At 69.7% G+C, this 25,298-nt stretch carries 21 protein-coding genes; 10 read left to right on the forward strand and 11 right to left on the reverse strand.

What is annotated here, in order from left to right; translation table 11 throughout:
* Positions 1-17: 17 nt before the first annotated feature.
* Positions 18-608, reverse strand: coding sequence for an HD domain-containing protein (locus AC07O4_RS12470; RefSeq protein WP_139706971.1), 591 nt, complete (start codon positions 606-608; stop codon positions 18-20).
* A 122-nt stretch (positions 609-730) separates the two neighbouring features.
* Between AC07O4_RS12470 and AC07O4_RS12475 the strand changes: the two genes are divergently transcribed.
* Positions 731-1,453: a Crp/Fnr family transcriptional regulator gene (locus AC07O4_RS12475; protein ID WP_070060370.1), complete on the forward strand. Its 723-nt coding sequence runs from the start codon at positions 731-733 to the stop codon at positions 1,451-1,453.
* A 102-nt stretch (positions 1,454-1,555) separates the two neighbouring features.
* Positions 1,556-2,248: an alpha/beta hydrolase gene (locus AC07O4_RS12480; RefSeq protein ID WP_062478359.1), complete on the forward strand. Its 693-nt coding sequence runs from the start codon at positions 1,556-1,558 to the stop codon at positions 2,246-2,248.
* Positions 2,249-2,254: 6 nt separating this feature from the next.
* Here the strand turns inward: AC07O4_RS12480 and AC07O4_RS12485 are convergent, their stop codons facing one another.
* Positions 2,255-3,778 (reverse strand): MFS transporter, encoded by a 1,524-nt coding sequence (locus tag AC07O4_RS12485; RefSeq protein WP_495304697.1) that lies wholly within the window; start codon positions 3,776-3,778, stop codon positions 2,255-2,257.
* Positions 3,775-4,350, reverse strand: a complete 576-nt coding sequence (locus AC07O4_RS12490; RefSeq protein ID WP_495304698.1) for a GNAT family N-acetyltransferase — start codon at positions 4,348-4,350, stop codon at positions 3,775-3,777. Before AC07O4_RS12490 ends, AC07O4_RS12485 begins: the two co-directional genes overlap by 4 nt.
* 71 nt (positions 4,351-4,421) lie before the next feature.
* Between AC07O4_RS12490 and AC07O4_RS12495 the strand changes: the two genes are divergently transcribed.
* Positions 4,422-5,300 carry a LysR family transcriptional regulator gene (locus AC07O4_RS12495; protein WP_495304699.1) on the forward strand — a complete coding sequence of 293 codons (879 nt, stop codon included), beginning with the start codon at positions 4,422-4,424 and terminating at the stop codon, positions 5,298-5,300.
* A gap of 6 nt (positions 5,301-5,306) precedes the next feature.
* On the opposite strand, the gene AC07O4_RS12500 is transcribed toward AC07O4_RS12495, so the two are convergent.
* Positions 5,307-6,476, reverse strand: a complete 1,170-nt coding sequence (locus tag AC07O4_RS12500) for an ABC transporter substrate-binding protein (protein WP_495304700.1) — start codon at positions 6,474-6,476, stop codon at positions 5,307-5,309.
* Positions 6,477-6,620: 144 nt separating this feature from the next.
* Here AC07O4_RS12500 and AC07O4_RS12505 point away from each other — a divergent pair, with 144 nt between their 5' ends.
* Positions 6,621-7,124 carry an energy transducer TonB gene (locus AC07O4_RS12505; protein WP_495304701.1) on the forward strand — a complete coding sequence of 168 codons (504 nt, stop codon included), beginning with the start codon at positions 6,621-6,623 and terminating at the stop codon, positions 7,122-7,124.
* Positions 7,125-7,145: 21 nt separating this feature from the next.
* On the opposite strand, the gene trmB is transcribed toward AC07O4_RS12505, so the two are convergent.
* The 4 genes from trmB to AC07O4_RS12525 form a co-directional block, all read right to left on the reverse strand.
* Entirely contained in the window at positions 7,146-7,919 is a 774-nt protein-coding gene (trmB, locus tag AC07O4_RS12510; protein WP_495304702.1) for a tRNA (guanosine(46)-N7)-methyltransferase TrmB, read from the reverse strand.
* A complete protein-coding gene (gene gluQRS, locus AC07O4_RS12515) occupies positions 7,916-8,821 on the reverse strand; it encodes a tRNA glutamyl-Q(34) synthetase GluQRS (RefSeq protein WP_495304703.1) in 906 nt (301 codons plus the stop codon). Before gluQRS ends, trmB begins: the two co-directional genes overlap by 4 nt.
* Positions 8,822-8,836: 15 nt before the next feature.
* On the reverse strand, positions 8,837-9,919 hold the full coding sequence (locus AC07O4_RS12520; protein ID WP_495304704.1) for an NAD(P)/FAD-dependent oxidoreductase: 1,083 nt from the start codon (positions 9,917-9,919) through the stop codon (positions 8,837-8,839).
* Positions 9,920-10,035: 116 nt separating this feature from the next.
* Positions 10,036-10,989: a LysR family transcriptional regulator gene (locus AC07O4_RS12525; protein ID WP_095947849.1), complete on the reverse strand. Its 954-nt coding sequence runs from the start codon at positions 10,987-10,989 to the stop codon at positions 10,036-10,038.
* Between the two features lie 163 nt (positions 10,990-11,152).
* On the opposite strand from AC07O4_RS12525, the gene AC07O4_RS12530 reads away from it, so the two are divergent.
* From AC07O4_RS12530 to AC07O4_RS12545, 4 genes are all read left to right on the forward strand, one after another.
* Positions 11,153-11,854 carry a pirin family protein gene (locus AC07O4_RS12530; RefSeq protein WP_492685477.1) on the forward strand — a complete coding sequence of 234 codons (702 nt, stop codon included), beginning with the start codon at positions 11,153-11,155 and terminating at the stop codon, positions 11,852-11,854.
* A 61-nt stretch (positions 11,855-11,915) separates the two neighbouring features.
* Positions 11,916-12,341, forward strand: a complete 426-nt coding sequence (locus AC07O4_RS12535) for a DoxX family protein (protein ID WP_174254368.1) — start codon at positions 11,916-11,918, stop codon at positions 12,339-12,341.
* Between the two features lie 77 nt (positions 12,342-12,418).
* Positions 12,419-12,970: a flavodoxin family protein gene (locus AC07O4_RS12540; protein WP_070060379.1), complete on the forward strand. Its 552-nt coding sequence runs from the start codon at positions 12,419-12,421 to the stop codon at positions 12,968-12,970.
* Positions 12,971-13,004: 34 nt separating this feature from the next.
* Positions 13,005-13,928 carry a pirin family protein gene (locus AC07O4_RS12545; RefSeq protein WP_495304705.1) on the forward strand — a complete coding sequence of 308 codons (924 nt, stop codon included), beginning with the start codon at positions 13,005-13,007 and terminating at the stop codon, positions 13,926-13,928.
* A 9-nt stretch (positions 13,929-13,937) separates the two neighbouring features.
* Here the strand turns inward: AC07O4_RS12545 and AC07O4_RS12550 are convergent, their stop codons facing one another.
* Positions 13,938-14,723, reverse strand: coding sequence for a sulfurtransferase (locus AC07O4_RS12550; protein ID WP_495304706.1), 786 nt, complete (start codon positions 14,721-14,723; stop codon positions 13,938-13,940).
* A 61-nt stretch (positions 14,724-14,784) separates the two neighbouring features.
* Between AC07O4_RS12550 and dnaE the strand changes: the two genes are divergently transcribed.
* Complete coding sequence (dnaE, locus tag AC07O4_RS12555) at positions 14,785-18,303, forward strand: DNA polymerase III subunit alpha (RefSeq protein WP_495304707.1); 3,519 nt, start codon at positions 14,785-14,787, stop codon at positions 18,301-18,303.
* Between the two features lie 95 nt (positions 18,304-18,398).
* Positions 18,399-18,770, forward strand: a complete 372-nt coding sequence (locus AC07O4_RS12560) for a YgiW/YdeI family stress tolerance OB fold protein (RefSeq protein WP_083259096.1) — start codon at positions 18,399-18,401, stop codon at positions 18,768-18,770.
* On the opposite strand, the gene AC07O4_RS12565 is transcribed toward AC07O4_RS12560, so the two are convergent.
* Together AC07O4_RS12565 and AC07O4_RS12570 are read right to left on the reverse strand one after the other, a co-directional pair.
* Complete coding sequence (locus tag AC07O4_RS12565; RefSeq protein ID WP_495304708.1) at positions 18,754-23,982, reverse strand: PDDEXK-like endonuclease domain-containing protein; 5,229 nt, start codon at positions 23,980-23,982, stop codon at positions 18,754-18,756. The two genes, AC07O4_RS12560 and AC07O4_RS12565, sit on opposite strands and share 17 nt — an antisense overlap.
* Complete coding sequence (locus tag AC07O4_RS12570; RefSeq protein ID WP_495304709.1) at positions 23,979-25,217, reverse strand: M48 family metalloprotease; 1,239 nt, start codon at positions 25,215-25,217, stop codon at positions 23,979-23,981. The genes AC07O4_RS12565 and AC07O4_RS12570 overlap by 4 nt, the downstream gene beginning before the upstream one ends.
* Positions 25,218-25,298 lie beyond the last annotated feature (81 nt).

The following is a 25,298-nucleotide window of genomic DNA, read 5'->3' on the forward strand; positions in this document are numbered from 1 at the left end:
GGTGTCCTTTGTCTTGATCAAGCGGTGGTCGGCTCTTGCAGCACCGTCTTGTAGACGCTCTGCTTGGGCTGCGCCATCAGGCGGCGCAGCATGGGCTCGAACTCGCTGATGGGCAGGGTCTCGGCCTTGGGGTCGAAGGCCGGGTTGTCGTAGAGCGCGCAGAACTCGGCCGTGCGCTCGTAGTGCGGGTGGTCCTTGAAGCTGTCGCGCATGTCGCGGTCCAGCCCGATGTGGTGGAAGAAGTAGTGGCCCTGGAAGATGCCGTGGTTCTGCACCATCCAGTGGTTGGCCTCGCTCACGAAGGGCTTGAGGATGGCGGCGGCGATGTCGGGGTGGTTGAAGCTGCCCAGCGTGTCGCCGATGTCGTGCAGCAGCGCGCACACCACGTACTCCTCGTCGCGGCCGTCGCGCAGCGCGCGCGTGGCGGTCTGCAGCGAGTGCGTGTAGCGGTCGACCGGAAAGCCGCCGTAGTCGCCTTCGAGGATCTGCAGGTGCTTGATCACGCGCGCGGGCAGGCCGCCCGCGAACTGCATGAACTCGCCGCCGATCAGTTGCCAGTCTTCGCGCGTGCTGTCCTGCATGCGCTTGAAACTTGCCCGTGCGTTCATCGTGTGGGGTCTCCGTTCTTGGGGGATGGCGGCCACTGTAGACCTGCGCTTGACCTTCAACTGTCAAGAATTTGACAATGCGAGGTTCTGGTAAACCCGCCTCAGGCGCCTTTTTTCCCTCTATGGCCACCTCGACCAAGCCGCGCCTGTCGGCCGCGCACCGCGCCGCGCTCGACGGCAACCCCTGGTTCACCAGCATGCCGCGCGCACAGCGCGACGCGCTGCTGGGCGCGGCCGAGCTGCTGCATGTGCGGCGCGGCACCATGGTGTTCCGCCAGGGCGACCCGATCCATGCGGCGGGCGGCGGCTTCTACGGGCTGGTGGCGGGCACGATCAAGATCTCGTCGCTGCGCCAGGACGGGCGCGAGGCCATCCTGGCGGTGCTGGAGCCGGGCAACTGGTTCGGCGAGATCACGCTCATCGACGGCTCGCCGCGCACGCACGACGCCACCGCGCTCGAAGCGCTCGACCTGCTGGTGGTGCCGCCCGAGGCCTTCGTGCGGCAGATGCGCGACGTGGTGTTTTCCAACGCCATCGCGGCCATGCTGGCCGCGCGCGTGCGCATGCTCTACGGCCTGGCCGAAGACGCGACCTTGCGCAGCCTGCGCGCGCGCGTGGCGCACCGGCTGCTGGTGCTGGCGCGCGGCGACGCCACGCAGTCGGTGCACCTGCGGCACGAACTCATGCTGTCGCAGGAGGCGCTGGCCATGATGCTCGGCGTGACACGCCAGACGCTGTCCAAGGAGCTCAATGCGCTGGCCACCGAAGGCGTGGTGTCGCTGGGCTACGGGCGCATCGTGCTGCTGTCGCTCGAGGCGCTGCAGGGGCTGGTGCGCACGGGCTGAGGGTCTTGTCACAGCGCGGGCAGGGCGCAGGCGTATAAGACTTTCCCGGCCCGTCATTCCGGCGGCCCGGTGTCTTATTTCTTCACTGGAAGGTGGCGAATCATGAGCAACAACAAACCGACGGTCGTCCTGGTCCATGGTTTCTGGGGTGGTGCGGCGCACTGGCACAACGTCATCGTGGAGCTGCTGCGCAAGGGCCACACGGCCATCCGCGCGGTCGAGCTGCCGCTGACTTCGCTGGCCGACGACGCCGAACGCACGCGCAAGATGGTGGCGCAGGTGCAGGGGCCGGTGCTGCTGGTCGGCCACTCGTATGGCGGCGCGGTGATCACGCAGGCCGGCGACCTGCCCAACGTGGTGGGGCTGGTCTACATCGCCGCCTTCGCACCCGACGCGGGCGAAAGCCCCGGCGGCATCACGCAGGAGCATCCGCCCGTGGCCGTGCCCAACCTGGCGCCCGACAGCGATGGTTACCTGTGGGTGATACCCGAGAAGTACCACGAGAGCTTCTGCCAGGACCTGAGCGCCGAAGAAGGCCTGGTGATGGGCCTCACGCAGAAGGCACCGCTGGCCAGCACCTTCGGCGACACCATCACGGCGCCGGCCTGGAAGAAGAAGCCGTCGTGGTACCAGATCTCGAGCGAGGACCGCATGATCTCGCCCGTGAACCAGGAGCGCATGTCGGCGCGCCTGGGCGCGAAGAAGGTCATCACGCTGGCGGCCAGCCACGCCTCGCTGGCCTCGCAGCCGCAGGCCGTGGCGGCGCTCATCGACGAAGCCGCGAGCGCTGCCTGAGGCCGGTTACGCGCAGCGCTCCGTGCGCTGCGCACCCGTCGGGCGGGCCCGCCAGCCGAGGAACGCCACGGCGCAGGCCGCTGCAATCACGATCGCCACGGCCACGCCCATCACCGAGAAGAAGGCCTGGTCGAAGGCCGTGTGCGCGAGTGCCACGAGCTGCGAGGCGACGGGCGCGGGCAGCGTCTCGGCGGCCAGCAGCGCGGCGTCGATGCTGTCGCCGGCCGAGGCCGGCACGGCCAGGCCGTCGGGAATCACCAGCGCGGCGGTGTAGCTCGCCGAGAGCACGCTGCCCAGCAGCGCGATGCCTAGCACGCCGCCGAGTTCGTACGACACCTCTTCGATCGACGCCGCCATGCCGGCGTGTTCCACGGGCGCGTTGTTCATGACCGCGTTGGACGCCGCCGTGATGGTCGCGCCCACGCCCAGCCCCAGCAGCACCAGGATGGCCGGCTTGAGCAGGCCCCCGGCATCGACCGCCAGTGCCAGCGCGCACAGCGCCAGCGCCGTGGTCACGAGGCCGCCCAGGATGACGGGGCGCGAGCCGGTGCGTGCCAGCAGCAGGCCCGCGAGCGGCCCCGCCACGAAGGCCGCCAACGGCAGCGGCAGCAGGGTGAGACCGGCTTGCAGCGGCGTGAGGCCGACCACCAGCTGCAGCCGCTGGCTGAACACCAGCTCGACACCGATCAGCGCCACCGAGGCCACGATGGCCGCGATCACGCCGCCCGAGAAGTAGGCGTTGCGGAACAGGCGGAAGTCGATCAGTGGTGCGCTGCTGCGCCGCTGGCGCCGCACGAACAGGGCCATGGCCGCCGCGGCGAGTGCGCCGGTGATGGCGGCTGTCGTGACCGAGGGCGCGAACTTCGTGAGCTCCTTGATGGTCAGCACCAGGAAGACCAGCCCCGCCAGCACCTGCACCGAGCCGATGAAGTCCCACGGGCGCGTGCCGGTGTTCTTCTGCGTCGGCAGCAGCCACAGGGCCAGCACCAGCGCGAGCACCACCACGGGCACGTTGATGAGGAACACCGAACCCCACGAGAAGTACTCGAGCAGCACGCCGCCCACGACCGGCCCGAGCGCCGCGCCGCCCGAGGCCACCGAGGCCCACACGCCGATGGCCACGGCGCGCTCGCGCTCGTCGGTGAACACCAGCCGCAGGATCGCCAGCGTGGCCGGCATCATCATCGACGCGCCCACGCCCAGCAGAGCCCGCGCGGCGATCAGTACGGCCGGGTTCGGCGCGTAGGCCGCGCACAGCGAGGCGATGCCGAACACGGAAAGACCCGCGACGAACATGCGCCGGTAGCCCACGCGGTCGCCCAGCGCGCCCATGCCCAGCAGGAAGCCGGAGACGACCACGGTGTAGGCGTTGAGGATCCAGAGCTTCTCGGTGGCCGACGCGGCCAGGTCGTGCGTGAGCGTGGGCAGCGCCGTGTAGAGCACGGTCATGTCGACCACGATCAGCAGCAGCGCCATCGAGACGATGCCGAGCGTGATCCATTTCTTGGCGGTGGGGTTCAAGCCGTTCATGGCGTGGCCCTCCGGTCGTGCGGCTGTGCGGTGGTGCCGTCCAGTTCCTTGAGCATCGTCACAGAGACCGTCTCGCAGCCGCGAGCGTGGAAGAAGTCGTGCGCACGCGCGTTGCCGACGCCGCTTTCGAGAAAGAGGCGCTGGACGCCGTGGCGTTGCAGCTCGGCGCAGACCCAGTCGAAGAGCCGGCCACCCAGGCCCAGGCCCTGGAAGCGCGCATCGACGACGAGGTCGTCGAGCGTCGCGAAGCTGCGCGTGGCGCGGCGGGTGTCGTCGATGGACACCAGCGCGAAGCCGGCCAGTGCACCGTCGGCTCGCGCGATGGCCACGCGTGCGTGGGCGGTGGCCGGGTCCAGCGCCAGGGTCTCGCGCACTTGCGCCATGAAGACGGCGGGCAGGTCGGCGCGCCATTCGCCGGGGGCCACGGCGCGCTGCTCCTGCAACTCGGAGTGCGAGATGTAGGAAGGGGAAAGTTGCTGCAGGAACAGGGCGGTCATCGCCTGTGCCTGGGAAGGATCGCTGCACCAGCTGAGTTCGAACACCGGTGTCGTCTTGTTGTTCACATTCGTCATGGCGCCATCTTGCGTCATTGAAATGAATGAATAAATATTGAATTAATCTAAAAAATAGATGGATGACCGAAATGGAATGGACCATTGACCAATTGCGCCAGTTCGTGACGACCGCCGAGTGCGGCTCGTTTTCGGCCGCGGCGCGCCACCTGGGCAAGGCCCAGTCGGCCGTGAGCACCGCCATCGGGCTGCTCGAGGTCGACCTCGGCGTGGCGCTGTTCGATCGCTCGCGCCGCAACGCGCAGCTGTCGGACGCGGGCCGGGTGCTGCTGCTGGAGGCGCGCGAACTGCTGCGGCAGGCCGAGCAGCTGGACCAGCGCGCCCGCTCGCTGCACGAAGGCGACGAGGCCGCGCTGTCGCTGGCGCTGGACGAGGCCCTGCCGTACACCGCCATCGGCACGCTGATGCGCGAGCTGTCGGTGAAGTTTCCGAGCCTCGAACTCACGCTCTTGAACGGCACCGCGACCGAGGTGGCCGACTACGTCGAGCAGGAGCGTGCCAGCGTGGCCTTTCACTTCGACCGCGGCCCGGTGCGCGCGAGCTTCGACCAGCGCCACATCGGCAGCGTGCGCCAGGGCGTGTTCGTGGCCAGCGACCACCCGCTGGCCGACGGCCGCACGGTGCGGCGCCAGGACCTGGCCCGGCAACGCCAGCTGCTGATGCACGCGGACGACGTGCACGAGGTGGCCTACAGCCCGCGCGTGTGGCGCTCCGACAGCTTCTACAGCACGGCCGAGATGGTGGCCGACAACCTGGGCTGGGCCGTGTTGCCCATCAACATCGCGCGCTACGAGGGCTTCAGCAAGGCGCTGAAGGAAGTGCCTTGCCCGTCGCTGGCCTTGCCTCGCTTGTCGGTGCGCATGCTGTGGCTGCAGGGACGCCCGCTCGGCGCGACGGCGCTGTACGTGCAGCAGCGCTTCACCGAGCTGCTGCGCGACAGCGCCGTGTGAGGCGCGTCAGCGCAGGACGCGACCGTCGGCGGAGATGCTGATGAGGTCGATGCTGCGCACGTTGTCGCGCAGGCCGGGGCGCAGGTTGATGCGGAAGCCGCCCACGTCGTAGTCGGTCATCGCCGTCATCGTGCGTTGCAGGGTGGCGGTGCTGAAGCCGCGGCCCGCGCGGCGCACCGCCTCGCCCGCGGCCTTGGCGGCGATGAAGCCCTCGAGCCCTTCGTACGACGCGGTCTGGTCGGAGTTGTCGACCGCCGCGAGGTACTCCTTGACGATCGGAATGGCCGAGGGCCGCGGCGAGGGCACCACCTGCGAGATCACGATGCCGCCGATGTCCTTGCCCAGCTCGGCGTAGAGCGGGTCGATGCCCACGATCGAGAAGGCCATGAAGTTGCCCGTGTAGCCGCTCTTGCGCAGCTTGCGGATGGCACCGGCCGTGGTGCCCGAGAGCGACACCAGCACGATGGCCTGGGGCATCTGCTGCTGCACGGTCTTCAGCGCGGCGTCGAGCTTGTCGGCGCCGGCGGGCACCAGCGCGCTGGCGACCAGCGGCGGCAGCTTGAGTTCGGTGACGGCCTGCTGCACGGCGGCCAGGCCGGCGCGGCCCATGGCGTCGTCGTCGCCCACCAGCGCGATGCGCTTTTGCCCCACGGTGGCGCACTGGCGCACGATCTTGAGGGCCTCGTCGATCATGCCGGGGCGCACATGGAACACGTTCGGATGCTCGGGGCCGCGCAGCGTGTCGGAGGCGGCGAAGGGCGCAAAGAGCAGGCTGCCCTGCTGCGTGGCGACCTTGGCGCCGGCCTCGCTGCTGGCGGTGCCGACAAAGCCGAACAGCATGTCGGCCTTGTTCGCGCCCAGCAGCGTGCGCGCGTTGGTGGTGGCGCGCGCGGCGTCGTAGCCGTCGTCGAGCTGCAGCAGCTTCAGCTGCAGGCCGGTGGCGGCGTTGCGCGTGTTGAAGTCGCTCACGGCGAGCCGGCTGCCGGCCGCGAAGGCGTTGCCGATCTCGTTGGCGCTGCCGGTGAGCGGCACCGACTGGCCGAGCAGGACGACGCGGGCCCCGGCGGCGGCCGGGCGTGGCGTCTGTGCCAGCAAGGGACGGGTGATGCCGAGGCCGCTTCCCAGAAGCAGCGCTGCGGAGGCTTTTCCCAGCCATGTCCTGCGAGACGCGTTCATTGGCTACCTTTTGCTAACAATAGTAAAAAAGTGTAGCAATTTCGAGGCCAGGGCGGAAGGCGCGGGTGCTCCAGAATTGCCCTGATGAAAACAACTGTGTCCTGGGTTCTGGGAGGGATGTGCGCGGCGCTCGCCGGTTGCGTCGTGTCGCCCCCATCGAAGGTGGTGGAAAAGGCGCTGCCCGCGCCGGAGGTCTTCGTGCCCGTGGCTGCGCCGCAGCCGCCGCAACCGATGATCGAGCCGCCACCCCTGCCGCCGCCATCGACGATCGAGCCGCCACCGCTGCCACTGGCGGGGCCGCCGATGGCATTGCCGCCGGGGCCGACCCTCATGGCGGCGCCGCGCGCCGATCCGCGCGTTGCGGCGGACGCTGTCGTGACGGAGCCGGTGATCCGCCAGCGCCGCTATCCCAGCTATCCGTCCGCGTTGGTGGAAGAGGGCATCGAGGGCCTGGTGGTCACGGCCTTCTTCGTCGGCGTGGACGGCAAGCCCGAAGACATCCGCGTCGAACGCTCGCCGCACCCGCTGCTGTCGCAGGCGGCGACCGATTCGCTCAAGGGATGGCACTTCGACCCGGCGCGCACGGCGGACGGGCGTGCGGTGCGCGCCCGCATGCGGTTGCCGTTCCGCTTCAAGCTCGTCGAGTGAGCGGGGGAAGGTGACGCGCGCTCAGGCGCGTTTTTCGAACACCAGGTCCCACACGCCGTGGCCCAGCTTGAGGCCGCGGTTCTCGAACTTGGTGAGCGGGCGGTATGCCGGCTTGGGCGCGTAGCCGGTGTCCGGCGCAGTGTTGCGCAGCAGCGGCTCGGCGCCCAGCACTTCGAGCATCTGCTCGGCGTAGGGCTGCCAGTCGGTGGCGCAGTGGATGTAGCCGCCGGGGCGCAGGTGCTGCGCCAGCTTGGTCACGAACTCGGGCTGGATCAGGCGGCGCTTGTTGTGGCGCTTCTTGTGCCAGGGGTCGGGAAAGAACACGTGCACGCCGGCCAGCGTGTCGGGCTGCAGCATGTGGTCGATCACGTCGACCGCGTCGTGCGCGCAGATGCGGATGTTCGAGATCGACTGCTCGCCGATGCGCTTGAGCAGCGCGCCCACGCCGGGCTCGTGCACTTCGCAGCACAGGAAATTGGTCTCGGGCAGCACCGTGGCGATGTGGGCCGTGGCCTCGCCCATGCCGAAGCCGATCTCCAGCACCGTCGGGCCCGCGCGGCCGCCGAAGGCCGCCGTGAGGTCGAGCCGCTCGGGCGTGTAGGGCACGAGGAACAGCGGGCCCAGCTCGGCGAAGGCGCGGGCCTGGCCGTCGGTGGTGCGGCCGGCGCGCTTCACGAAGCTCTTGAGGCGGCGGTGCAGCGGGTGCGGCTTGCCGTCGGTGGCGTCGTCTTCGGGGGATGCGGGCAGGTCGTCGCCGGGCGGGAGGTCGTTGGACACGGTGTCGGGAATGTTCATGAGGGCCGCGAATTGTAGAGATCGCGCCATTCGGGCACCCAGCCGGCCAGGGCGGCGGTGCAATGGCCGGCGGCCGCGGGGCGCAGGCCGAGCGCGCGCGCGGCGGCATCGAGCGCGGCCAGCGCGGCGTGCGGCGTCGCGGTGTCGATGGCCGTGGCGCCGTTCTGCTTGGAGAGCTTGTCGCCGTCGGCGCCGCGCACCAGCGGCGTGTGCAGGTAGCTCGGCGTGGGCAGGCCGAGCGCCTGCTGCAGCAGGATCTGGCGCGCCGTGTTGTCGGCCAGGTCTTCGCCGCGCACCACGTCGGTCACGCCCTGTTCGGCGTCGTCGACCACCACGGCCAGCTGGTAGGCCCAGGGGCCGTCGGCGCGGCGCAGCACGAAGTCGCCGACCTCGCGCTGCACGTCCTGCCGCTGCGGGCCGAGGCGGCGGTCGTGCCAGTGCAGGTCGCCGGCCGGCATGCGGTGCGCGGCAAAGCGCCAGGCGCGAGCGGGCTTGCCGTGCAGGCCGTCGCGGCAGGTGCCGGGGTAGACGCGCTCGCCATGGCGCTCGTGCGCATGGCCGAGCCGGGCCAGGGCCAGGTCGATGTCCTTGCGCGAGCAGCCGCAGGGGTAGGTGAGGCCGCACGCCTGCAGCGCGGCCAGCGCCGCCTCGTAGTGCGCGGTGCGCTGCGTCTGCCACTCGGGCGGTTCGTCGGGAAGCAGCGCGCAGTCGGCGAGCTGGCGCAGGATGTGCTCGCCCATGCCGGGCAGGCAGCGCTCGGTGTCGGCGTCCTCGATGCGGACCAGCCAGCGCGCACTGTCGCCGCGCGCACGCACGTCGAGCCAGCTCGCGAGCGCGGCCACCAGCGAGCCGGCGTGCAGCGGGCCGGTGGGCGAGGGGGCGAAGCGGCCGGTGGCCCGCATCCTTTCTTGGAGGACCTAGAGAACGGCCAGGGCCAGCGAGAGGCCCGAAACGAAACCGTCTTCCACGCGGTGGCCGATGCACCAGTCACCGGCGATGCCGATGCGCGCCTTGGCGTCCCACAGGTGGGTCTGGCCCACGGGCACCTGCGTCTGCGCTTCGGGCCAGCAGCGCGCCTTGGCGTGGCTGGGCGTGGCGTGGATGCCGGTGATCTCCGAGAAGGCGCGCAGCAGCTTGGCCTCGATGCGCGCGGGCGTGTCGCGCAGGTGTTCTTCCGACCAGGTGGCGCTGGCCTGCAGGGTCCAGCGCTCGACGCGCTCGCGGCCGGGCTTGGACGATTCGCGCGCCAGCCATGCCACGCGGTGGTGGGTGCTGCGCGCCACGTTCCATTGCGGGCCGAGGTGTGACATGTTGGCCTGGTTGGCCTGGGGGAAGGCGATCATCAGCGTCCAGCAGGGCGCGATGCGCACGGGTTCGATCTTGCGGCTCAGCGTGGCCGAGCGGTCGCCGCCGGCGAGCAGTTCGCGGGTGCGTGCGGGCGGCACGGCCAGCAGCACGGCGTCGAAGCCGGAGTACACGTGCTGCGAATCGTCCGCGCCGGCGGTGCGCAGCTGCCAGCGGGTGGCGTCGAGCGCGTCGGGCTCGATGCGGGTGACCTGGGTGCCGGTGACGAGGTGCTCGCCCAGCGGCGCGGCCCAGTGGGCCACGAGCGCGTCCATGCCGGGCTGGGCGACCCAGTGTGGCTCCAGCGAAGGCAACGCCGCCTCGGCCACGCGGCCGTGGGCGTCGAGCACGCGCACGAGGTTGGCGCTCCAGGGGCGGCACAGCGCGGGCGTGGTGGCCAGCACCTGTGCAAAGCGCGGGTCGCGCACGGTGAAGTATTGGGCGCCGCTGTCGAAGCGGCCGAAGGCGGTGTCGATGCTCGCCATCCGCCCGCCCGGCGTGGCCTCGCGTTCGAACACCGTGACACGGTGCCCGGCCTGCATCAGCGTGCGGGCGCAGGCCACGCCGGCAATGCCGGCGCCGATCACGGCGAAATGGCGGGCGGCGGCGGGAGTTCGGTGGCGGTCGGCGGTGGCGCGGGCTTTGGCTTTGGGCATGGCGGACTCTTTTCTTTTGACAGGGTGATGACTGAGGAGGCCGTGCACACTCTACCTCGGTCTGCGCGCGTCGCCGGGCTGGGGGCGACCCTTATGACGCCGTCATCGCGCGGCGTTCAGCGGCCCCGGTGCCGTTCGAGCAGCGCCTTGCGCGTGCCCTCGTGCTCGAACTGCGCGAGCCACCATTCGAGCGCGCGCCCCGGCTTGCCCGCGCTGCGCACGCGCCACGCGCAGTGCATGGTGCCCAGCGGCGGCTGGCGTTCGGTCTGCAGTTCGACGAGGTGGCCGGCCTCGATGTAGGGCCGCGCCATCGGCTCGGGCAGAAAGCCGCCGCCCAGGCCGTGCAGCTGCGCCGCGATCTTGGCCTGCATGCTGGGCACGGTGAGCACGTCCTGCCCGCCGACGAGGTTCACCGTCATGCTCGGCCCGCTGCGCACCGAGTCGGCAGCGGCCACCGCGCGGTGCTGGCGCAGCACCGCGTCGCTCAGCGGCTGCGGCAGGCGCGCGAGCGGATGGTGCGGCGCCACGGCGAACACGAAGCGCAGTTCGCCGATCGGCCGGCTGCGGATGCCGGTGGCGGTGAAGGCCAGGCTCGCGGCATCGAGCACCGCGCCGATCGCCAGGTCGGCCTCGCCGCTGGTCAGCGCCTCGATGGTGCCGAGCAGGGTTTCGTCGCGCAGCTTCAGGCGCGTGGGCGGCTCGAGCGCGAAGAAGGCGGTGCACAGGTCGAGCAGCGGGTCGCGTGCGATCACGCTGTCGACCGCGATGGTCAGCATCGGCTCCCAGCCGGTGGCCACGCGCTTCACACGGTTGGCCACGGCGTCGATCTCGCCGAGCAGGCGCGCGGCCTCGCGCAGCAGTTCGGCGCCGGCCTCGGTGATGCGGGCCTGGCGCGCGCTGCGGTCGAACAGCAGCACGTCCAGGGCGTCCTCGATCTGGCGCACGCGGTAGCTCAGCGCGCTGGGCACCAGGCCGAGCGCGCGCGCGGCGGCGGCGAAGCTGCCGGTGGTGGCCACCGTCTGCAGCATGGCCAGCGCGTCGGGGGTGAGGACGTCTCGGGCGCTCGTCATGGGGCGGGCTCCATCATTCAAATAATTTGAATGATGCCATCAAAACCGGGCGTCTTTCAGAGGGGGATGGAGGTCCAGAATTCTTCTCATCCGCTGCGCATCCGGCGCGGCCCACGACGAAAGCCCAGGCGCCCGAACCGGGTGGGGCAGCAAGGAGTTCGATATGTTGCAAGTGCGTAAATCCCAGGAACGCGGTTATGCCGACCATGGCTGGCTGCGCTCGTTCCACAGCTTTTCCTTCGCGGGGTACTACGATCCGGCCTACATGGGCTTCGGCAACCTGCGGGTGATCAACGAAGACCGCGTGGCGGCGGGCGCCGGCTTCGGCACCCACGGCCACCGGGACATGGAGATCATCAGCTACGTGCTCTCGGGCGAACTCGCGCACAAGGACAGCATGGGCAACATCGAATCCATTCCGCCGGGCGACGTGCAGCGCATGAGCGCCGGCCGCGGCGTGATGCACAGCGAGTTCAACCACAAGGCCGACCAGACCACGCACTTCCTGCAGATCTGGATCGAGCCCAAGGAACGCGGCATCACCCCCGGCTACGAGCAGAAGCAGTTCAGCGACGCCGAAAAGCGCGGCACCCTGCGCCTGGTGGCCTCGCCCGACGGCCGCGACGGCTCGGTGACGGTGAACGCCGACGCGCGCCTGTTCGCCGGCCTGTTCGACGGCAGCGAGACCGCCAGCCTGGCGCTCGACCCGCAACGCAAGAGCTACGTGCACCTGGTGCGCGGCGAGCTCGAAGTCAACGGCCAGAAGCTCGTGGGCGGCGACGCCGCGATGCTCGAAGGCGAATCGCAACTCACGCTCGGCGCCGGCAAGGATGCCGAAGTGCTGGTGTTCGACCTGACGGCCTGAGACGGCGTCTTTTTTCTTTTTTTTGTTCCTTTCGCTTCAACAACCAACGAGGAGTTCCACCATGGCCATTACCACCACAACCACCGCCCCCAACGCTGCCCAGGACACCCTGGCACTCATCGGCCGCGTGCTGCTTGCAGCGCTGTTCGTGCCCGCCGGCTTCGGCAAGCTCATGGGCTTCGCCGGCACCGTGGGGTACATCTCCTCGGTGGGCGCACCGCTGCCGCAGGTCGCGGCGGTGATCGCGATCGTCGTGGAGCTGGGGCTCGGCCTGCTGCTGCTGGTCGGCTTCAAGACGCGCGTGTCGGCGATCGTGCTGGCGATCTTCACCGTGGCTGCGGCCGTGATGTTCCACAACTACTGGGCCATGCCCGCCGACAAGGCCTTCGTGAACCAGCTGATGTTCTTCAAGAACATCGCCATCGCAGGCGGCCTGCTGGCTTTCGCCGCCTTCGGCGCCGGCCGTTTCAGCATCGATAAAAAGTAAGCTCGCTCCCCCCAGGCCGCGCACACCTCGTGGGCGCGGCCTGCCGACTTCATCGCTTCCTTGAGGAAATCCGTTTCATGGCAAACATCGTCGTTGTCTTCCATTCCGGCTACGGCCACACCCAGCGCGTGGCCCAGGCCGTGGCCGACGGGGCGGGCGCGCAGTTGCTCGCCATCGACGCCGACGGCAACCTGCCGGCCGGTGGCTGGGAGACGCTGGCCGCGGCCGACGCGATCATCTTCGGCTCGCCGACCTACATGGGCGGCGTGAGCTGGCAGTTCAAGAAATTCGCCGATGCGTCGTCCAAGGTCTGGTACACGCAAGGCTGGAAAGACAAGCTCTTCGCCGGCTTCACCAACAGCGCCACGATGAACGGCGACAAGGTCACGACCATGACCTACCTGTGGACGCTGGCCATGCAGCACAGCGGCATCTGGGTCAGCATGGGCATCCTGCCGACCAACAACAAGGCGGCCACGCGCGACGCCATGAACTACGTCGGCGGCTACGGCGGCCTGCTCACGCAGTCGCCCTCGGACGCGAGCCCGGCCGAGATGCCCAAGGGCGACCTGGAAACCGCGCGTGCCTTCGGCGAGCGCGTGGGCGCGGTGGCAAGATCACGCGCATAACGCCCCACCGAACTTCGCCCACAAGGACACCACGATGACCGACACCATCCCCGAAATCCAATTGCTGCGGCCCCACGACAAGGATCTGGGCGGTGGCTTCAACGTGCGGCGCGTGCTGCCGGCGGCGCAGCGCCGCTCGGTCGGGCCCTTCGTGTTCTTCGACCATTTCGGCCCGGCCACCGAGCAGCCCGGCAACGCGCACGACGTGCGGCCGCACCCGCACATCGGCCTGTCGACGGTCACCTACCTGTTCGAGGGCGCGATGATGCACCGCGACAGCCTGGGCAGCGTGCAGGAGATCCAGCCCGGCGCCATCAACTGGATGACCGCGGGACGCGGCATCGTGCACTCCGAGCGCAAGCCCGAGCGCCTGCTGGCCGACACTTTCGTGAACCACGGCCTGCAGCTGTGGGCCGCGTTGCCGCAGGCCCATGAAGAGGTCGAACCCAGCTTCGAGCACACGCCGGCCGACGCCATTCCCGAACTGACGGTGCAGGGCGTGCCGGTGCGCGTGTTGGTGGGCGAGGCCTTCGGCGTGCGCTCGCCGGTGAAGACGCTGGCGCAGACGGTCTACCTGGACATCGCGCTGCCGGCTGGCGGGCGTTTCGAGCTGCCCGCGCTGGCGCCCGAACTGGCGGTCTACATGGTCGACGGCGATGCGAACGTGAATGGCGAGCCGGCCCCCGCCCACACGATGGCGGTGCTGCCCGACGGGCAGGGCGCGGTGTTCACGGCCGACGCCGCCGTGCGCCTGATGGTGATCGGCGGCGAGCCGCTCGACGGCCCGCGCTACATCACCTGGAATTTCGTCTCGAGCCGGCGCGAACGCATCCTCGAAGCCGGTGCCGATTGGGCCGCGCAGCGCATGGGCCAGGTGCCCGGCGAGACCGAGTTCATTCCGCTGCCGGGCAAGCCCTTCGGCGTGCGCGAGCCCGACACGGGCACGACGCCGACCTGAGCCTTCGGTTTATTGCTTGATGCCGATGTCCGGGTCTTCCGAGGCCCGGGCGCTGGCGTCCGACGCGCGCGCGCTGAGGTCGGGCGCCAAGGCCCGGCGACCGTCGAACACGAAGCAGTCGCCGTGGTAGTGCGCGCCGCCGACGTCCTCGAAGTACTTGAGGATGCCGCCTTCGAGCTGCAGCACGTGCTCCACGCCTTCCTCGCGCATGAGGATGGCGGCCTTCTCGCAGCGGATGCCGCCGGTGCAGAAGCTCACCACCGTCTTGCCCTCGAAGTCGGCGCGATGCGCCTTCAGGGCGGGCGGGAACTCGGTGAACTTGGTGATGCGCCAGTCGATCGCGCCGTCGAAGGTGCCTTCGTCGACTTCGAAGTCGTTGCGCGTGTCCAGCATCACGATCTCGCGGCCCTCGTCGTCGTGGCCCTGGTCGAGCCAGCGCTTGAGCGTGGGCGCGTCCACGCCAGGCGCGCGGCCGGCGGCGGGCTGGATCGCGGGATGATCCATGCGGATGATCTCGCGCTTGAGCTTCACCAGCATGCGCCGGAAGGGCTGCGTGGCCGACCAGCTTTCCTTGGTTTCGAGGTCGGCAAAGCGCGCGTCGGCGCGCAGGTCGGCCAGGAAGGCGTGGATGGCCTGCGCCGTCCCCGCCAGAAACAGGTTGATACCTTCGGGCGCCAGCAGGACCGTGCCCATCAGGCCCAGGGCCTGCGCGCGCTCGCGCAGGGTCTCACGCAGCACGGGGCTGTCGTTGATGCCCACGAACTTGTAGGCGGCGATATTCAAAATCTCTTGCACGGGGCGGGATTGTAGGGATCACCGCACCACATCGTGGGGTGGCGCTTCCTACAATCGACGGATGTTTGTTCACCTGCGTCTGCACACCGAGTTTTCCGTCGTCGATGGCACGAATCGAATCGACGAAGTCATCAAGGCCGCCGCTGCCGACAAGCAGCCTGCGCTGGCCATCACCGACCTGAACAACCTGTTCGGGACGGTCAAGTTCTACAAACAGGGCCGGGGCAAGGGCGTCAAGCCCGTCATCGGCGCTGAAATCTTCATCGACGGGCTGGGCAAGGAGCCCGGCGCGCTGACCCGCCTCATTCTGCTGGTGCAGAACATGGAGGGCTACCTCAACCTGTCGGAGCTGCTGGCCCGCGCCTGGACGCAGAACGTGAGCCGCGGCCAGTCGCAGGCGGCCTGCAAGCTCGAATGGCTGCAGGAACTGCAGGGCGGGCTGATCGCGCTGTCGGGCGCGCAGGCCGGGCCGCTGGGCCAGCCGCTGTTGCAGGGCCAGGAAGAGCGCGCCGCCGAACTGGCGCTGCAACTTGCGGGTATGTTCCCGCACCGCTTCTACATCGAGCTGCAGCGCGCCGGCCGTCCCGAGGACGAGCCGCACGTGATCGCCGCCGTGAAGCTCGCCGCCCGCCTGAAGCTGCCGGTGGTGGCCACGCACCCGGTGCAGTTCGCCGAACGCCAGGACTACGAGGCGCACGAGGCGCGCGTGTGCATTTCCGAAGGCGAAATTCTTGGCAACCCGCGCCGCGTGCGCAAGTTCACCGAAGAGCAGTACTTCAAGTCGAGCGCCGAGATGCAGGCGCTCTTTGCCGACGTGCCCAGCGCGCTGGCCAACACGGTCGAGATCGCCAAGCGCTGCAACCTCACGCTGGTGCTCGGCAAGCCGCAACTGCCCGACTTTCCCACGCCCTTCATCAGCGAAGGCGTGCGCATGCCGATCGGCGAGTTCTTCCGCCAGGAGTCGTTCGAGGGCCTGGAGGTGCGGCTGAAGCACCTGTACCCCGACGAAGCCAAGCGCGAGGCCGAGCGGCCGCGCTACGTGGAGCGCCTGGAGTTCGAGATCAACACGATCCTGAACATGGGCTTCCCCGGCTACTTCCTGATCGTGGGCGACTTCATCAAGTGGGCCAAGGAAAACGGCTGCCCCGTGGGCCCGGGCCGGGGCTCGGGTGCCGGCTCGCTCGTGGCCTACGCGCTGAAGATCACCGACCTCGACCCGCTCGAATACAAGCTGCTGTTCGAACGTTTCCTGAACCCCGAACGCGTCTCGATGCCCGACTTCGACATCGACTTCTGCCAGGGCAACCGGGATCGCGTGATCGACTACGTGAAGGACAAGTACGGCCGCAACGCCGTGAGCCAGATCGCCACCTTCGGCACCATGGCCGCGCGCGCGGCCATCCGCGACGTGGGCCGCGTGCTCGACATGAGCTACATGTTCTGCGACGGCATCAGCAAGCTGATTCCGAACAAGCCGGGCATGTCGGTGACGCTGCAGTACCCGCCCGCGACCAAGATCGAAGGCGACAAGAACAACTACGCCATCGAGATGGAGCCGCAGCTGGCGGAGCGCATCGAGAAGGAAGAAGAAGTGCGCATGCTGGTCGAGCTCGCGCAGAAGCTCGAAGGCATGACCCGCAACATCGGCATGCATGCCGGCGGCGTGCTCATTGCGCCAGGCAAGCTCACCGACTTCTGCCCGCTGTACCAGCAACCCGGCAGCGAATCGGCCGTGAGCCAGTACGACAAGGACGACGTCGAAGCCATCGGCCTCGTGAAGTTCGACTTCTTGGGCCTGGCCACGCTCACGATCCTGGAGATCGCGCGCGAGTTCATCATGAAGCGCCACAAGGGCCAGGAGAACTTCGCGTTCGAGAACATCCCGCTGAACGACGGGCCGACCTACCGCCTGTTCTCCGACGGCAAGACCGAGGCCGTGTTCCAGTTTGAATCCCGCGGCATGCAGGGCATGCTGAAGGACGCGCGGCCCACGCGCCTGGAAGACCTGATCGCGCTGAACGCGCTGTACCGCCCGGGCCCGATGGACCTGATTCCCAGCTTCGTGGCGCGCAAGCACGGCCGCGAAGACGTGGAGTACCCGCACCCGGCCGTGGCCGAAATGCTCTCCGAGACCTACGGGATCATGGTCTACCAGGAGCAGGTGATGCAGACCGCGCAGATCCTGGGCGGCTACTCGCTGGGCGGCGCCGACTTGCTGCGCCGCGCGATGGGCAAGAAGAAGCTCGAGGAAATGGCCGAGCACCGCGAGAAGTTCCGCGCGGGCGCCCTGGCCACGCACGGCATCGTGCAGGACAAGGCCGACGAAATCTTCGACTTGATGGAGAAGTTCGCGGGCTACGGCTTCAACAAGTCGCACGCCGCCGCCTACTCGCTGCTGGCGTACCACACGGGCTGGCTCAAGGTCCACTACACGGCCGAGTTCTTCTGCGCCAACATGACCGTGGAAATGGACGACACGGACAAGCTCAAGCTGCTGTTCGAAGACGCCCAGAAGAATTTCAACATCACCTTCGAGCCGCCGGACGTGAACCGCGGCAACTACCGCTTCGAGCCCGTCACCAACCGGATCATCCGCTACGGCCTGGGCGCCGTGAAGGGCACGGGCCAGCTCGCGGTCGAGGCCGTGGTGCGGGCGCGCGAAGAGGGCGGGCCGTTCAAGAGCCTGTACGACTTCTGCGTGCGCATCGACCGCCAGCGCATCAACAAGCGCACGGTCGAGGCGCTCATCAAGGCCGGCGCGTTCGACGCGATCCAGCAGAACCGCGCCTCGCTCATCGCCTCGGTCGACCGCGCCTTCGAGTTCGCCATTTCCACGGCGGCCAATGCCTCGCAGGCCGACATCTTCGGCGACTGCGAGCACGGCTCGGCCACGCAGGAACCCGACCTGGTCGACGCTACGCCCTGGGGCGTGAAGGAGCGGCTGACCTTCGAGAAGACCGCCGTGGGCTTCTACCTGTCGGGCCACCTGTTCGACGAGGTTTCGCACGAGGTGCGGCGCTTCTGCAAGCGCGAGATCGGCGACCTGCTCGACAGCCGCGACCCGCAGGTCATCGCCGGCATCGTGAGCGACTTCCGCGTCATCAACGGCCAGCGCGGCCGGCTGGCGATCTTCAAGCTGGACGACAAGTCGGAGTCCATCGACGCCACGGCCGACGAGGCGCTCATCAACGCCAACCGCAACACGCTGAAGGACGACGAGCTCGTCATCGTGAGCGGCAAGCTGCAGCCCGCGCGCGGCGGCTTCGAGGCGCGCTTCCAGGTGCAGCAGGTGTGGGACCTGGCCTCGGCGCGCTGCCGCTTCGGCAAGTTCCTGCGCGTGGCGGTCAATGGCAAGGTGCCGGAGATCGCGCGCCTGCTGAAAGACTTTCCGGCGCGCACCGAGCAGACCGAGGTCGGCGACCTGGTGCACGGCCTGCCCGTGCGTCTGTCGATGGCGCGGGGCGGGGCGCAGGTCGAGTTGCAGCTGGGCGAGCGCGCCAAGTTCTTCCCGACCGATGCGGCGCTCGCGAGCTGGACCGCGCAGGCCGAAGCGGGCAAGGCGCAGGTCATCTACGATTGATCGGATCGCGCGGCCCCGGGGAACCTCGGGGCCTGCGCGCGGTCCATCAGTCTGTTGCAACCTGGCCTTGGGCCACTCACAGGAGGAATGACCGCATGCATTTCAAGAAGATTCTCAAGACCACCGCGTTGACGTTCGGCGTGGCGCTGCCCATGGCCGCGGCCTGGGCCCAGTACGCCGGCCCGAGCTCGGTGCCGAACCTGACGGTCAAGCAGCTGATCGAGACCGGCCAGGACGACCAGCACGCCACGGTGCGCGGCTTCATCGTCTCGCACGACGGCGGCGAGCACTACACCTTTGCCGACGACACGGGCCGCCTGAAGGTCGAGATCGACGCCAAGTACTTCCCGCCGGGCGTGAAGATCGACGACAAGGTGCGCGTCGAACTCAGCGGCGAGTTCGACAAGGACCGGCTCACCGGCAAGACCGAACTCGACGTCAAGCGCGTCATCACCGTCCTGCGCTGACCCCGGCCTTTTTCCCGAGCGCCTGTTCGACCTGGTCGAGCACGGCCTCGGGGGCGTGCAGCCAGTCCTTGGCCAGCACCTGCATCACCTGCCAGCCGAACGCGTCGAGGATGCGCGGACGCGAGACGTAGCGTTCCAGCACGTTGTGGCGCGTGCCTTCCTGCGCCGCGCCGTCCACGAGGAGGCCCAGCGCATAGTGGCCCTGGCCCGAGGCGCGCACCGCGAGGTCGCAGCGAAAACGCGACTGACCCACCTGTTCGTCCACCGCATGGCCGCGTGCGCGCAGCGCCTGCGCGATCTGCGCCGTGACCTCGTCCGTGCGCGCCTGCCGCGTCACATGGCCGCGCGCCAGCGGGTTCATGCCTTCGAGCACGCGCCGCGCCGTGTCCTCGTCGCCGCGTGACAGGCACTCGGCATAGCGCAGGAAGTTCTTCAACGCCGCCGCGCCCTCGTTGTGGTCGTTGGTGATCGCCTCGTGGCGGATGGTCGAGACCACCGCCATGTGGTGCTTGGCGCGGCTGAAGATCACGTTCAGCCGCTTCTCGCCACCGCGCTGGTTGATGGGGCCGAAGTTCATCAGCATGCGGCCCTCGGGGTTGGGGCCGTAGCAGATGCTGAGGATGATGATGTCGCGCTCGTCGCCCTGCACGTTCTCCAGGTTCTTGATGAAGAGGCCGCAGAACTGGTCGTCTTCCTCGCGCACGTACTCGGCCTCCAGCCGTGCCGCGAAGTCGGCATCGACCGCGCCGAGCGCGTTCAGCTCCTCCTCGATCTCGCCCTGTTGCGCCTCGGAGAACGCCACGATGCCCAGGCTGCGCCCGGTCTCGCGCCGCAGCAGCTCGCGCACCAGCTGCGCGATGTGGCGCGCTTCGCCATCGTTGATGCGGTTCTCGTACACCGCATCGGCCACGCGGTGGAAGCTGATGGCGCGCGAGAGCAGGGCGTCGACCTGCGCCTTCACGGACTCGTCCGTCGGGCTGCGCGACTGCGCCACGATCTCGCCGCGTTCGGGCGCGGGCAGGCTGCGGTCGGGAATGGTGTACAGGTTGCCCGCGTAGAAGGCCGCGTTCGAAAAACCGATGAGCGATTCGTAGCGGCTGCGGTAGTGCCAGGCCAGCAGCGTGGCCGGCAGGTTGCGCGCGCCCTGGTTCAGCAGGCTGTCGGCGTCGAGCACGACGGCGATGCGTTCGCCTTCCTCGCCGTTCTCCGCGTCGTCGCCTGCGACCGACACGGTGTCTTCCTCGGCGTCGCGGCCCGACGAGAAGAAGCTCGTGGGCGGCAGCTGCATCTCGTCGCCCACCACGATGATCTGCGGCGCGCGGTACAGCGCGGGCACGGCTTCTTCGACCGGGATCTGGCTCGCCTCGTCGAAGATCACCACGTCGAACAGGTCGGCCGCGAGCGGCAGCGTGTCGGACACCGACAGCGGGCTCATGAGCCAGATGGGCTTCATGTCGCGCACCACGCGGCCGGTGTCGCCGCTGGCGAGTTCGCGGATCGCCTTGTAGCGCATGGTCTTGCCGAACTCGTGTTCGAGCTCGCGGCGGCCCGCGTTGTAGCTCTTCTTGAAGACCTTGCCGTCGGCGTCGAGCTGGCTGGCGGGCAGGGCGCTCTTTTGCACATGGTCGCGGAAACGCTGACGCACCGCGGCGGCGAGCGTGCGCGCATTGCGTTCGAGCAGCTTGCGTTCGCCTTCGCCCAGGCGCTGCGCATGGCGTGCCAGCGCAGCGCCGTCGAAGCGCGGCAGCCAGCGCTCGGTGCGGTACACGCGTTCCAGCCCTTCGCGCGCGACGGCGTACTCGATGGCCTCGGGCGGCAGCGGCAGGGTGCGCAGCGCGGCGGCCACGGCCGGGTCGGCGTCGGCCAGCTCCTGCAGCGGCTGGAGCACCGACGGCAGCGCGTCGGCCTGGTCGCGCAGCGTGCGGGCCAGGGCGTCGAGCGCGTCCAGCGGTTGCGCGCCGGCGTCGTGCAGCAGGTCGTGCCAGAGGGCGTCGAGCGTGTCGACGCGCGGCGCGGCGGCGACGAGCTGCTCGACGCTGCGGCGGCCCGCGTCGGTGCGCAGGTGGGCCTGGAACGCCGCGCGCAGGCCGGCGCCGGCGTCGATGCCGCGCATCGCCTGCAGCTGCTGCGCGAAGGCCTCGGCGTCGGTGCAGCCGTAGTCGGCCTCGAGGCGCGCCGCCTGCTGGTCGAGCGCGGTGCGCGCGGCCTGTTCGGCGCGCAGGTCGTCGAGGATCTGGCTGGGCTGCGGACGCACGGCATGCGCGGCGAAGTCATAGCGGCGCTTGAGTTCGCCCGACAGGCGCCACCACGAGGGCTGCAGCCAGCGCAGCAGCGAGCCCTGCTGCGCGCGGGCCTGCGCCAGCGCGGCTTCGGTGTCGCCGGGCGAGAGCTTGTCGCGCCAGTGGGCGGTGCGCTGCAGCTGCGCGTCGAGCGCCTGCTGCAGGGTGCGTCTTTCGTTCAGGGCGTTGCCGAGCGCGAGGCTGCTCGGGTGCGCCGCGTCAAGCAGCGCCAGCTGGCCACGCGCGGCCAGCGCGGCGACGCTGCGCGCATCGGCCACTACGGCCAGCGCATCGCGCCATAGCACGCCGGCCTCGGCCAGCGGCGGCCAGGCATCGACCAGCGCATCGCGGCAGGGGGCGCTCAGGTCGATGGCGCGTTCGCTGCGCTCGACCAGCCGCGCCAGCGGTTTCTCTTGCGCCAGCAGCGAGGGCGAGAGCTGCGCGAACACATGCTGCGCGAAGTTGGGCGCGCCCAGGCTTTCGGTCACGGCAAGGTGCAGGCGCGACACCAGCTCCGCATGCCGGCGCCAGGCCGCGAAGGCGGGCAGCGCCTCGGCCTGCAGCGGCGTGAGCGACGGGTCGCTGGCCTTGAGCGTCACCAGCCGCGACAGCAGCTCGCGCAGCGTCACGGCGATGTGGTCGGGCACGTCGTGCATGGCGGCATCGAAGCGTTCGAGCGCGCGCAGGTCGAGGTCCATCGCGTCGAGCACCTGCGTGCGCTCGGCGCTTTCCTGCGCCAGCGTGCCGGGCGCCTCGAGCCACAGCTCGTAGGTCTTGCGCAGGTTCTGCACGAAGGCCTTCTTGTCGCCCTGCGAGTCGTGGATCATGCAGCACAGCTCGTCCAGCCCCTGCTGGCGCAGGCGGTGGAACACGACGTCGATGGCGGCGCGCTTCTCGCAGACGAACAGCACGCGCTGGCCGCGGCCCACGTAGTCGGCGATCAGGTTGGTGATGGTCTGCGACTTCCCCGTGCCCGGCGGGCCCTGGATGATGTAGCTGGTGCCGGTGCGCGCCAGCGCTACCGCGGCGGTCTGCGTCGCGTCGGCCTGCACCACGGGCCACTGGTCGGCCAGCGGCAGGGCGGGCGGCGTCTCGCCGTCGACGCGGCGCGGCTGCAGCGAGAACACGCGGTCGAAGGCCTCGCTCGCCAGGTCGGATTCGGCCAGCCCCGAGTAGTCGCGCACCAGCGACATCTTGCGGTGGTTGAAGTTGCCCAGCGTCACGGCCGTGAGGTCGATGTCCCACTGATAGGGGTTGCCGCTGCTCTCGCGCAGCGCGAAGGTCTTGCGCTCGGTGTCGCTGGTGGCGGTCGTGGCCGTGGCCGCCATCTGCGGCGCGCGCGGCTGCGGCGCACCGCCGACGGCCTCGCGCACCGGCAGCGGCACGGGGCGCACGCGCGCATGGAACAGCTGCAGCCCGCGCGGGCGGAAGTCGTCCTGCGCGTAGCTGAAGTCTTGCGCGGCCACCGGCACCGCCGAGGGCGAGCGCACGCGGGTGCGGCGCTTGAACTGTTCGAGCCGCTGGCGCGCGCGCTGGTGCATCACGGCGATCTCGGGCTGCTTCACGAGCCGCAGCTGCACGCCGGGTTCGCTCTGCGCGATCTGCGCCGACAGCTGGGCGTGGAACTGCTCGAGCGAGGTCTCGCGCAGGTCGACCGTCTCGGGCAGTGCGATGCCGTAGAGCTGGCGCAGGTGATGGCGCAGCGTGGGGTTCACCTGCGCCTCGCTGGCCGAGGCTTCGAGCAGGTACTGGTCGCGCACGCCTTTCTTGCGCGTGAGCTCCACCGGAAGCATCAGCAGCGGCGAGGCGATGCGCTCGGCGCGTTCGGCCTCGCCCTCCTTGAGGTTGTGCCAGCGCAGGAAGGCGATCACCAGCGACAGCTGCGAGAAGCCGTACTCGGCCCGGTCGCGCCGCGCCTCCTGCAGGATGCGGTCGAGCGCGCCGGGCAGGTAGGGCTGGTCTTCGAAGCGCAGCCAGCGCGCGAGCGGCACGGGGTCGCAACTGGCGATGTCGGCGGCGAAGCGGCCGTCCCACACGCACAGCTGGTCGGTGCGGATGCTGTTGAGGTCGACCACCAGCGGCACGCTGGCGATGGTGAGGTTCACATGCGCCTGCGTCGGCTTGAAGTACAGCAGGCGGTTGCGCCGCGACAGGTCGAACAGCCGGTCGCGCAGGTGCAGCTGGATCGCCTGGCGGCGCTGGCCCGCGCCGTCTCTTGCGGGTGCGATGCGGTCCAGGCCGAGATCGACGGGCTGGTCGCGGTAGGTCTCGAGGCGGCGGATGACCGAGGGCAGGTCGCGTGCGCGCTCGTGGCGGTCGAGCGCGGTCATCTCGAAGATCACCGCGGCCACCACCGGGTGCAGCCGGCGGTTCAGCTCGAACAGGTTGCCGCGGTGCGTGGCAAAGCGGGTCAGGTCGTCGCCGTCGGTGAAGTCGAGCCCGCACGACAGGCTGGCCAGCACCTGGCCCAGGCACAGGATGTCGCCAAGCGCGTCGTGGTGGCCCAGGCGCAGCTCCCACGCGGCGTAGCCGGGCAGGTAGACGGGGCGCGTGGGCACGGTGTCGGGGCCGGCCTCGGGCATCACCGCGAGGTTCTCGAGCGCGACGCCGGCTTCGGCATCGACGGTCAGGCGCGTTTCGCCGACCACGCGTAGCACGGAGGCGGCGGGTTGTTCGAGCGGCGCGATGGCCTCGGGGTGGCGGCGCGGCGCGGTGCCTTCGGGCTGGGCCAGCGCCAGCGCGGGTTCGGCGGGCGCGTCGGTCACGCGGTAGGCAAAAGCGTTGCCGAGCGCGGCGACGTGGCCGAGTTCGTGCAGGGCCGAGACCTCGCGCAGCAGCGGCAGCACGAGCTTGAGCACGTCGTCGGTCTGCAGGCCGCCGTGGGTCTCGCCGGTGGCGAGCAGTTGCAGGAGCGGGGCGGGAGCGAGGGTCATGCGGCGGCGGCCTGCGAAGAAGATGTGGCGGCCCTGTCGAGCAGGGCGGCGGCGTCGCGCTTGACGCGGGTGAAGTTGCGTTTGGACAGACCCAGGTCCTTCAGCACGCGCTGTTCGAAGGGCGTGTCGCAGCCGAGTGCATCGGCCAGGCCCAGCGCGGCGGCGAGGGTGACGTCGTCCATCTCGGGATCGGCGGCGACGAAGTCGACCAGCACGCTGGCCAGGTAGTCGAGCAGGCCGGCGGGCGCGGGCTCGGGCGGCGGCATCGCCGACGTGGGCGGCGCGAAGTCGGGGAAAAAGCGGCGCGCATGCGCCAGCAGCGATTCCGACTGCAGCACGGGCCGCTGCAGCAGCTGCGCCAGGGTGCCGCGCGTGAGTGCGCTCACGCGCTGCTGGCCAAGCATGTCGAGCGTGCCCAGGTCGAGCGGACCTTCGAGCGCGGCGGCCAGCCATTCGTCGGCGTCGTGCTCGCGGCCGGCCCACAGGCGCAGCGCGCGGGCGCGCACGAACACCTCGGGGTGGCTCACGCCGCGCGTCTGCAGCGCCTTGTTGTTGGGGTCGGCGCAGATTTCTTCGGCCTGCGCGAGGTAGCTCGCCACGTTGACCTGCGTGAGGCCGGTCTCGATCTTGATGAGCGCGCTCACGGCGGGCTCGAGCGCGCCGCAGGCCACGCAGCCGCCGCGGTCGGCAAAGGCCTCGGTGTACAGCGCATGGCGCCGCGCGGCCTGCAGGTGGCTCGCGTCGGCGCGCGGGTCGGCCGCGGTGGCGTGCAGCAGGCGATCGACGACGTGGTGCTTGCCGCCGTCGCGCTCCCACAGCAGGTAGTGCGCGAGCTCGTGCCCGAGCACGGCCTGGCGCTCGGGCGGCTGCAGCTTTTCGAGCAGCGGGCCCGAGAGCACGATGTGCGCCTCGCCCGGCACGACGTAGATCGCGGCGTTCATGGCCGCGCCGTCGCCGGACGGGGCCTGGTAGAGCGTGATGCGCGCCGTGACGCCCAGCCGCTGCGCGGCCAGGGTGGCGTCCGCGTGCAGGTCGGGGTGCGCGTCGGCGTCGAGGCGGTAGGCGCTGCGCAGCAGCTCGGCGCGCATGGCGGCCGTGTGTTCTTCGCGCGCTTCGGCCGAAGCGGCCCAGCGCCAGGCCTCGGGTTCGTTCGCCTGGAGGTGGGCGGCCAGTGCCTGCTGGTAGGGCAGCGGCGCCAGGTCTTGGAGGCGAACGGCAGGGAAAGAGTCGACCATGTCAGGAGCGCCAGCAACAATGAGTTGCCGACGATCCTAAACGAGCGGGTGGTGTCGCTTGCAATCACCCACGATGTGGGT

Source organism: Variovorax sp. GW821-FHT09D04 (assembly GCF_059416405.1).

What these genes read in the sequence shown, in the direction of transcription:
- AC07O4_RS12470 (WP_139706971.1), bottom strand. Translation starts at nt 608, where the DNA reads ATGAACGCACGGGCAAGTTTCAAGCGCATGCAGGACAGCACGCGCGAA.
- AC07O4_RS12475 (WP_070060370.1), top strand. Translation starts at nt 731, where the DNA reads ATGGCCACCTCGACCAAGCCGCGCCTGTCGGCCGCGCACCGCGCCGCG.
- AC07O4_RS12480 (WP_062478359.1), top strand. Translation starts at nt 1,556, where the DNA reads ATGAGCAACAACAAACCGACGGTCGTCCTGGTCCATGGTTTCTGGGGT.
- AC07O4_RS12485 (WP_495304697.1), bottom strand. Translation starts at nt 3,778, where the DNA reads ATGAACGGCTTGAACCCCACCGCCAAGAAATGGATCACGCTCGGCATC.
- AC07O4_RS12490 (WP_495304698.1), bottom strand. Translation starts at nt 4,350, where the DNA reads ATGACGAATGTGAACAACAAGACGACACCGGTGTTCGAACTCAGCTGG.
- AC07O4_RS12495 (WP_495304699.1), top strand. Translation starts at nt 4,422, where the DNA reads ATGGAATGGACCATTGACCAATTGCGCCAGTTCGTGACGACCGCCGAG.
- AC07O4_RS12500 (WP_495304700.1), bottom strand. Translation starts at nt 6,476, where the DNA reads ATGAACGCGTCTCGCAGGACATGGCTGGGAAAAGCCTCCGCAGCGCTG.
- trmB (WP_495304702.1), bottom strand. Translation starts at nt 7,919, where the DNA reads ATGAACATTCCCGACACCGTGTCCAACGACCTCCCGCCCGGCGACGAC.
- gluQRS (WP_495304703.1), bottom strand. Translation starts at nt 8,821, where the DNA reads ATGCGGGCCACCGGCCGCTTCGCCCCCTCGCCCACCGGCCCGCTGCAC.
- AC07O4_RS12520 (WP_495304704.1), bottom strand. Translation starts at nt 9,919, where the DNA reads ATGCCCAAAGCCAAAGCCCGCGCCACCGCCGACCGCCACCGAACTCCC.
- AC07O4_RS12525 (WP_095947849.1), bottom strand. Translation starts at nt 10,989, where the DNA reads ATGACGAGCGCCCGAGACGTCCTCACCCCCGACGCGCTGGCCATGCTG.
- AC07O4_RS12530 (WP_492685477.1), top strand. Translation starts at nt 11,153, where the DNA reads ATGTTGCAAGTGCGTAAATCCCAGGAACGCGGTTATGCCGACCATGGC.
- AC07O4_RS12535 (WP_174254368.1), top strand. Translation starts at nt 11,916, where the DNA reads ATGGCCATTACCACCACAACCACCGCCCCCAACGCTGCCCAGGACACC.
- AC07O4_RS12540 (WP_070060379.1), top strand. Translation starts at nt 12,419, where the DNA reads ATGGCAAACATCGTCGTTGTCTTCCATTCCGGCTACGGCCACACCCAG.
- AC07O4_RS12545 (WP_495304705.1), top strand. Translation starts at nt 13,005, where the DNA reads ATGACCGACACCATCCCCGAAATCCAATTGCTGCGGCCCCACGACAAG.
- dnaE (WP_495304707.1), top strand. Translation starts at nt 14,785, where the DNA reads ATGTTTGTTCACCTGCGTCTGCACACCGAGTTTTCCGTCGTCGATGGC.
- AC07O4_RS12560 (WP_083259096.1), top strand. Translation starts at nt 18,399, where the DNA reads ATGCATTTCAAGAAGATTCTCAAGACCACCGCGTTGACGTTCGGCGTG.
- AC07O4_RS12565 (WP_495304708.1), bottom strand. Translation starts at nt 23,982, where the DNA reads ATGACCCTCGCTCCCGCCCCGCTCCTGCAACTGCTCGCCACCGGCGAG.
- AC07O4_RS12570 (WP_495304709.1), bottom strand. Translation starts at nt 25,217, where the DNA reads ATGGTCGACTCTTTCCCTGCCGTTCGCCTCCAAGACCTGGCGCCGCTG.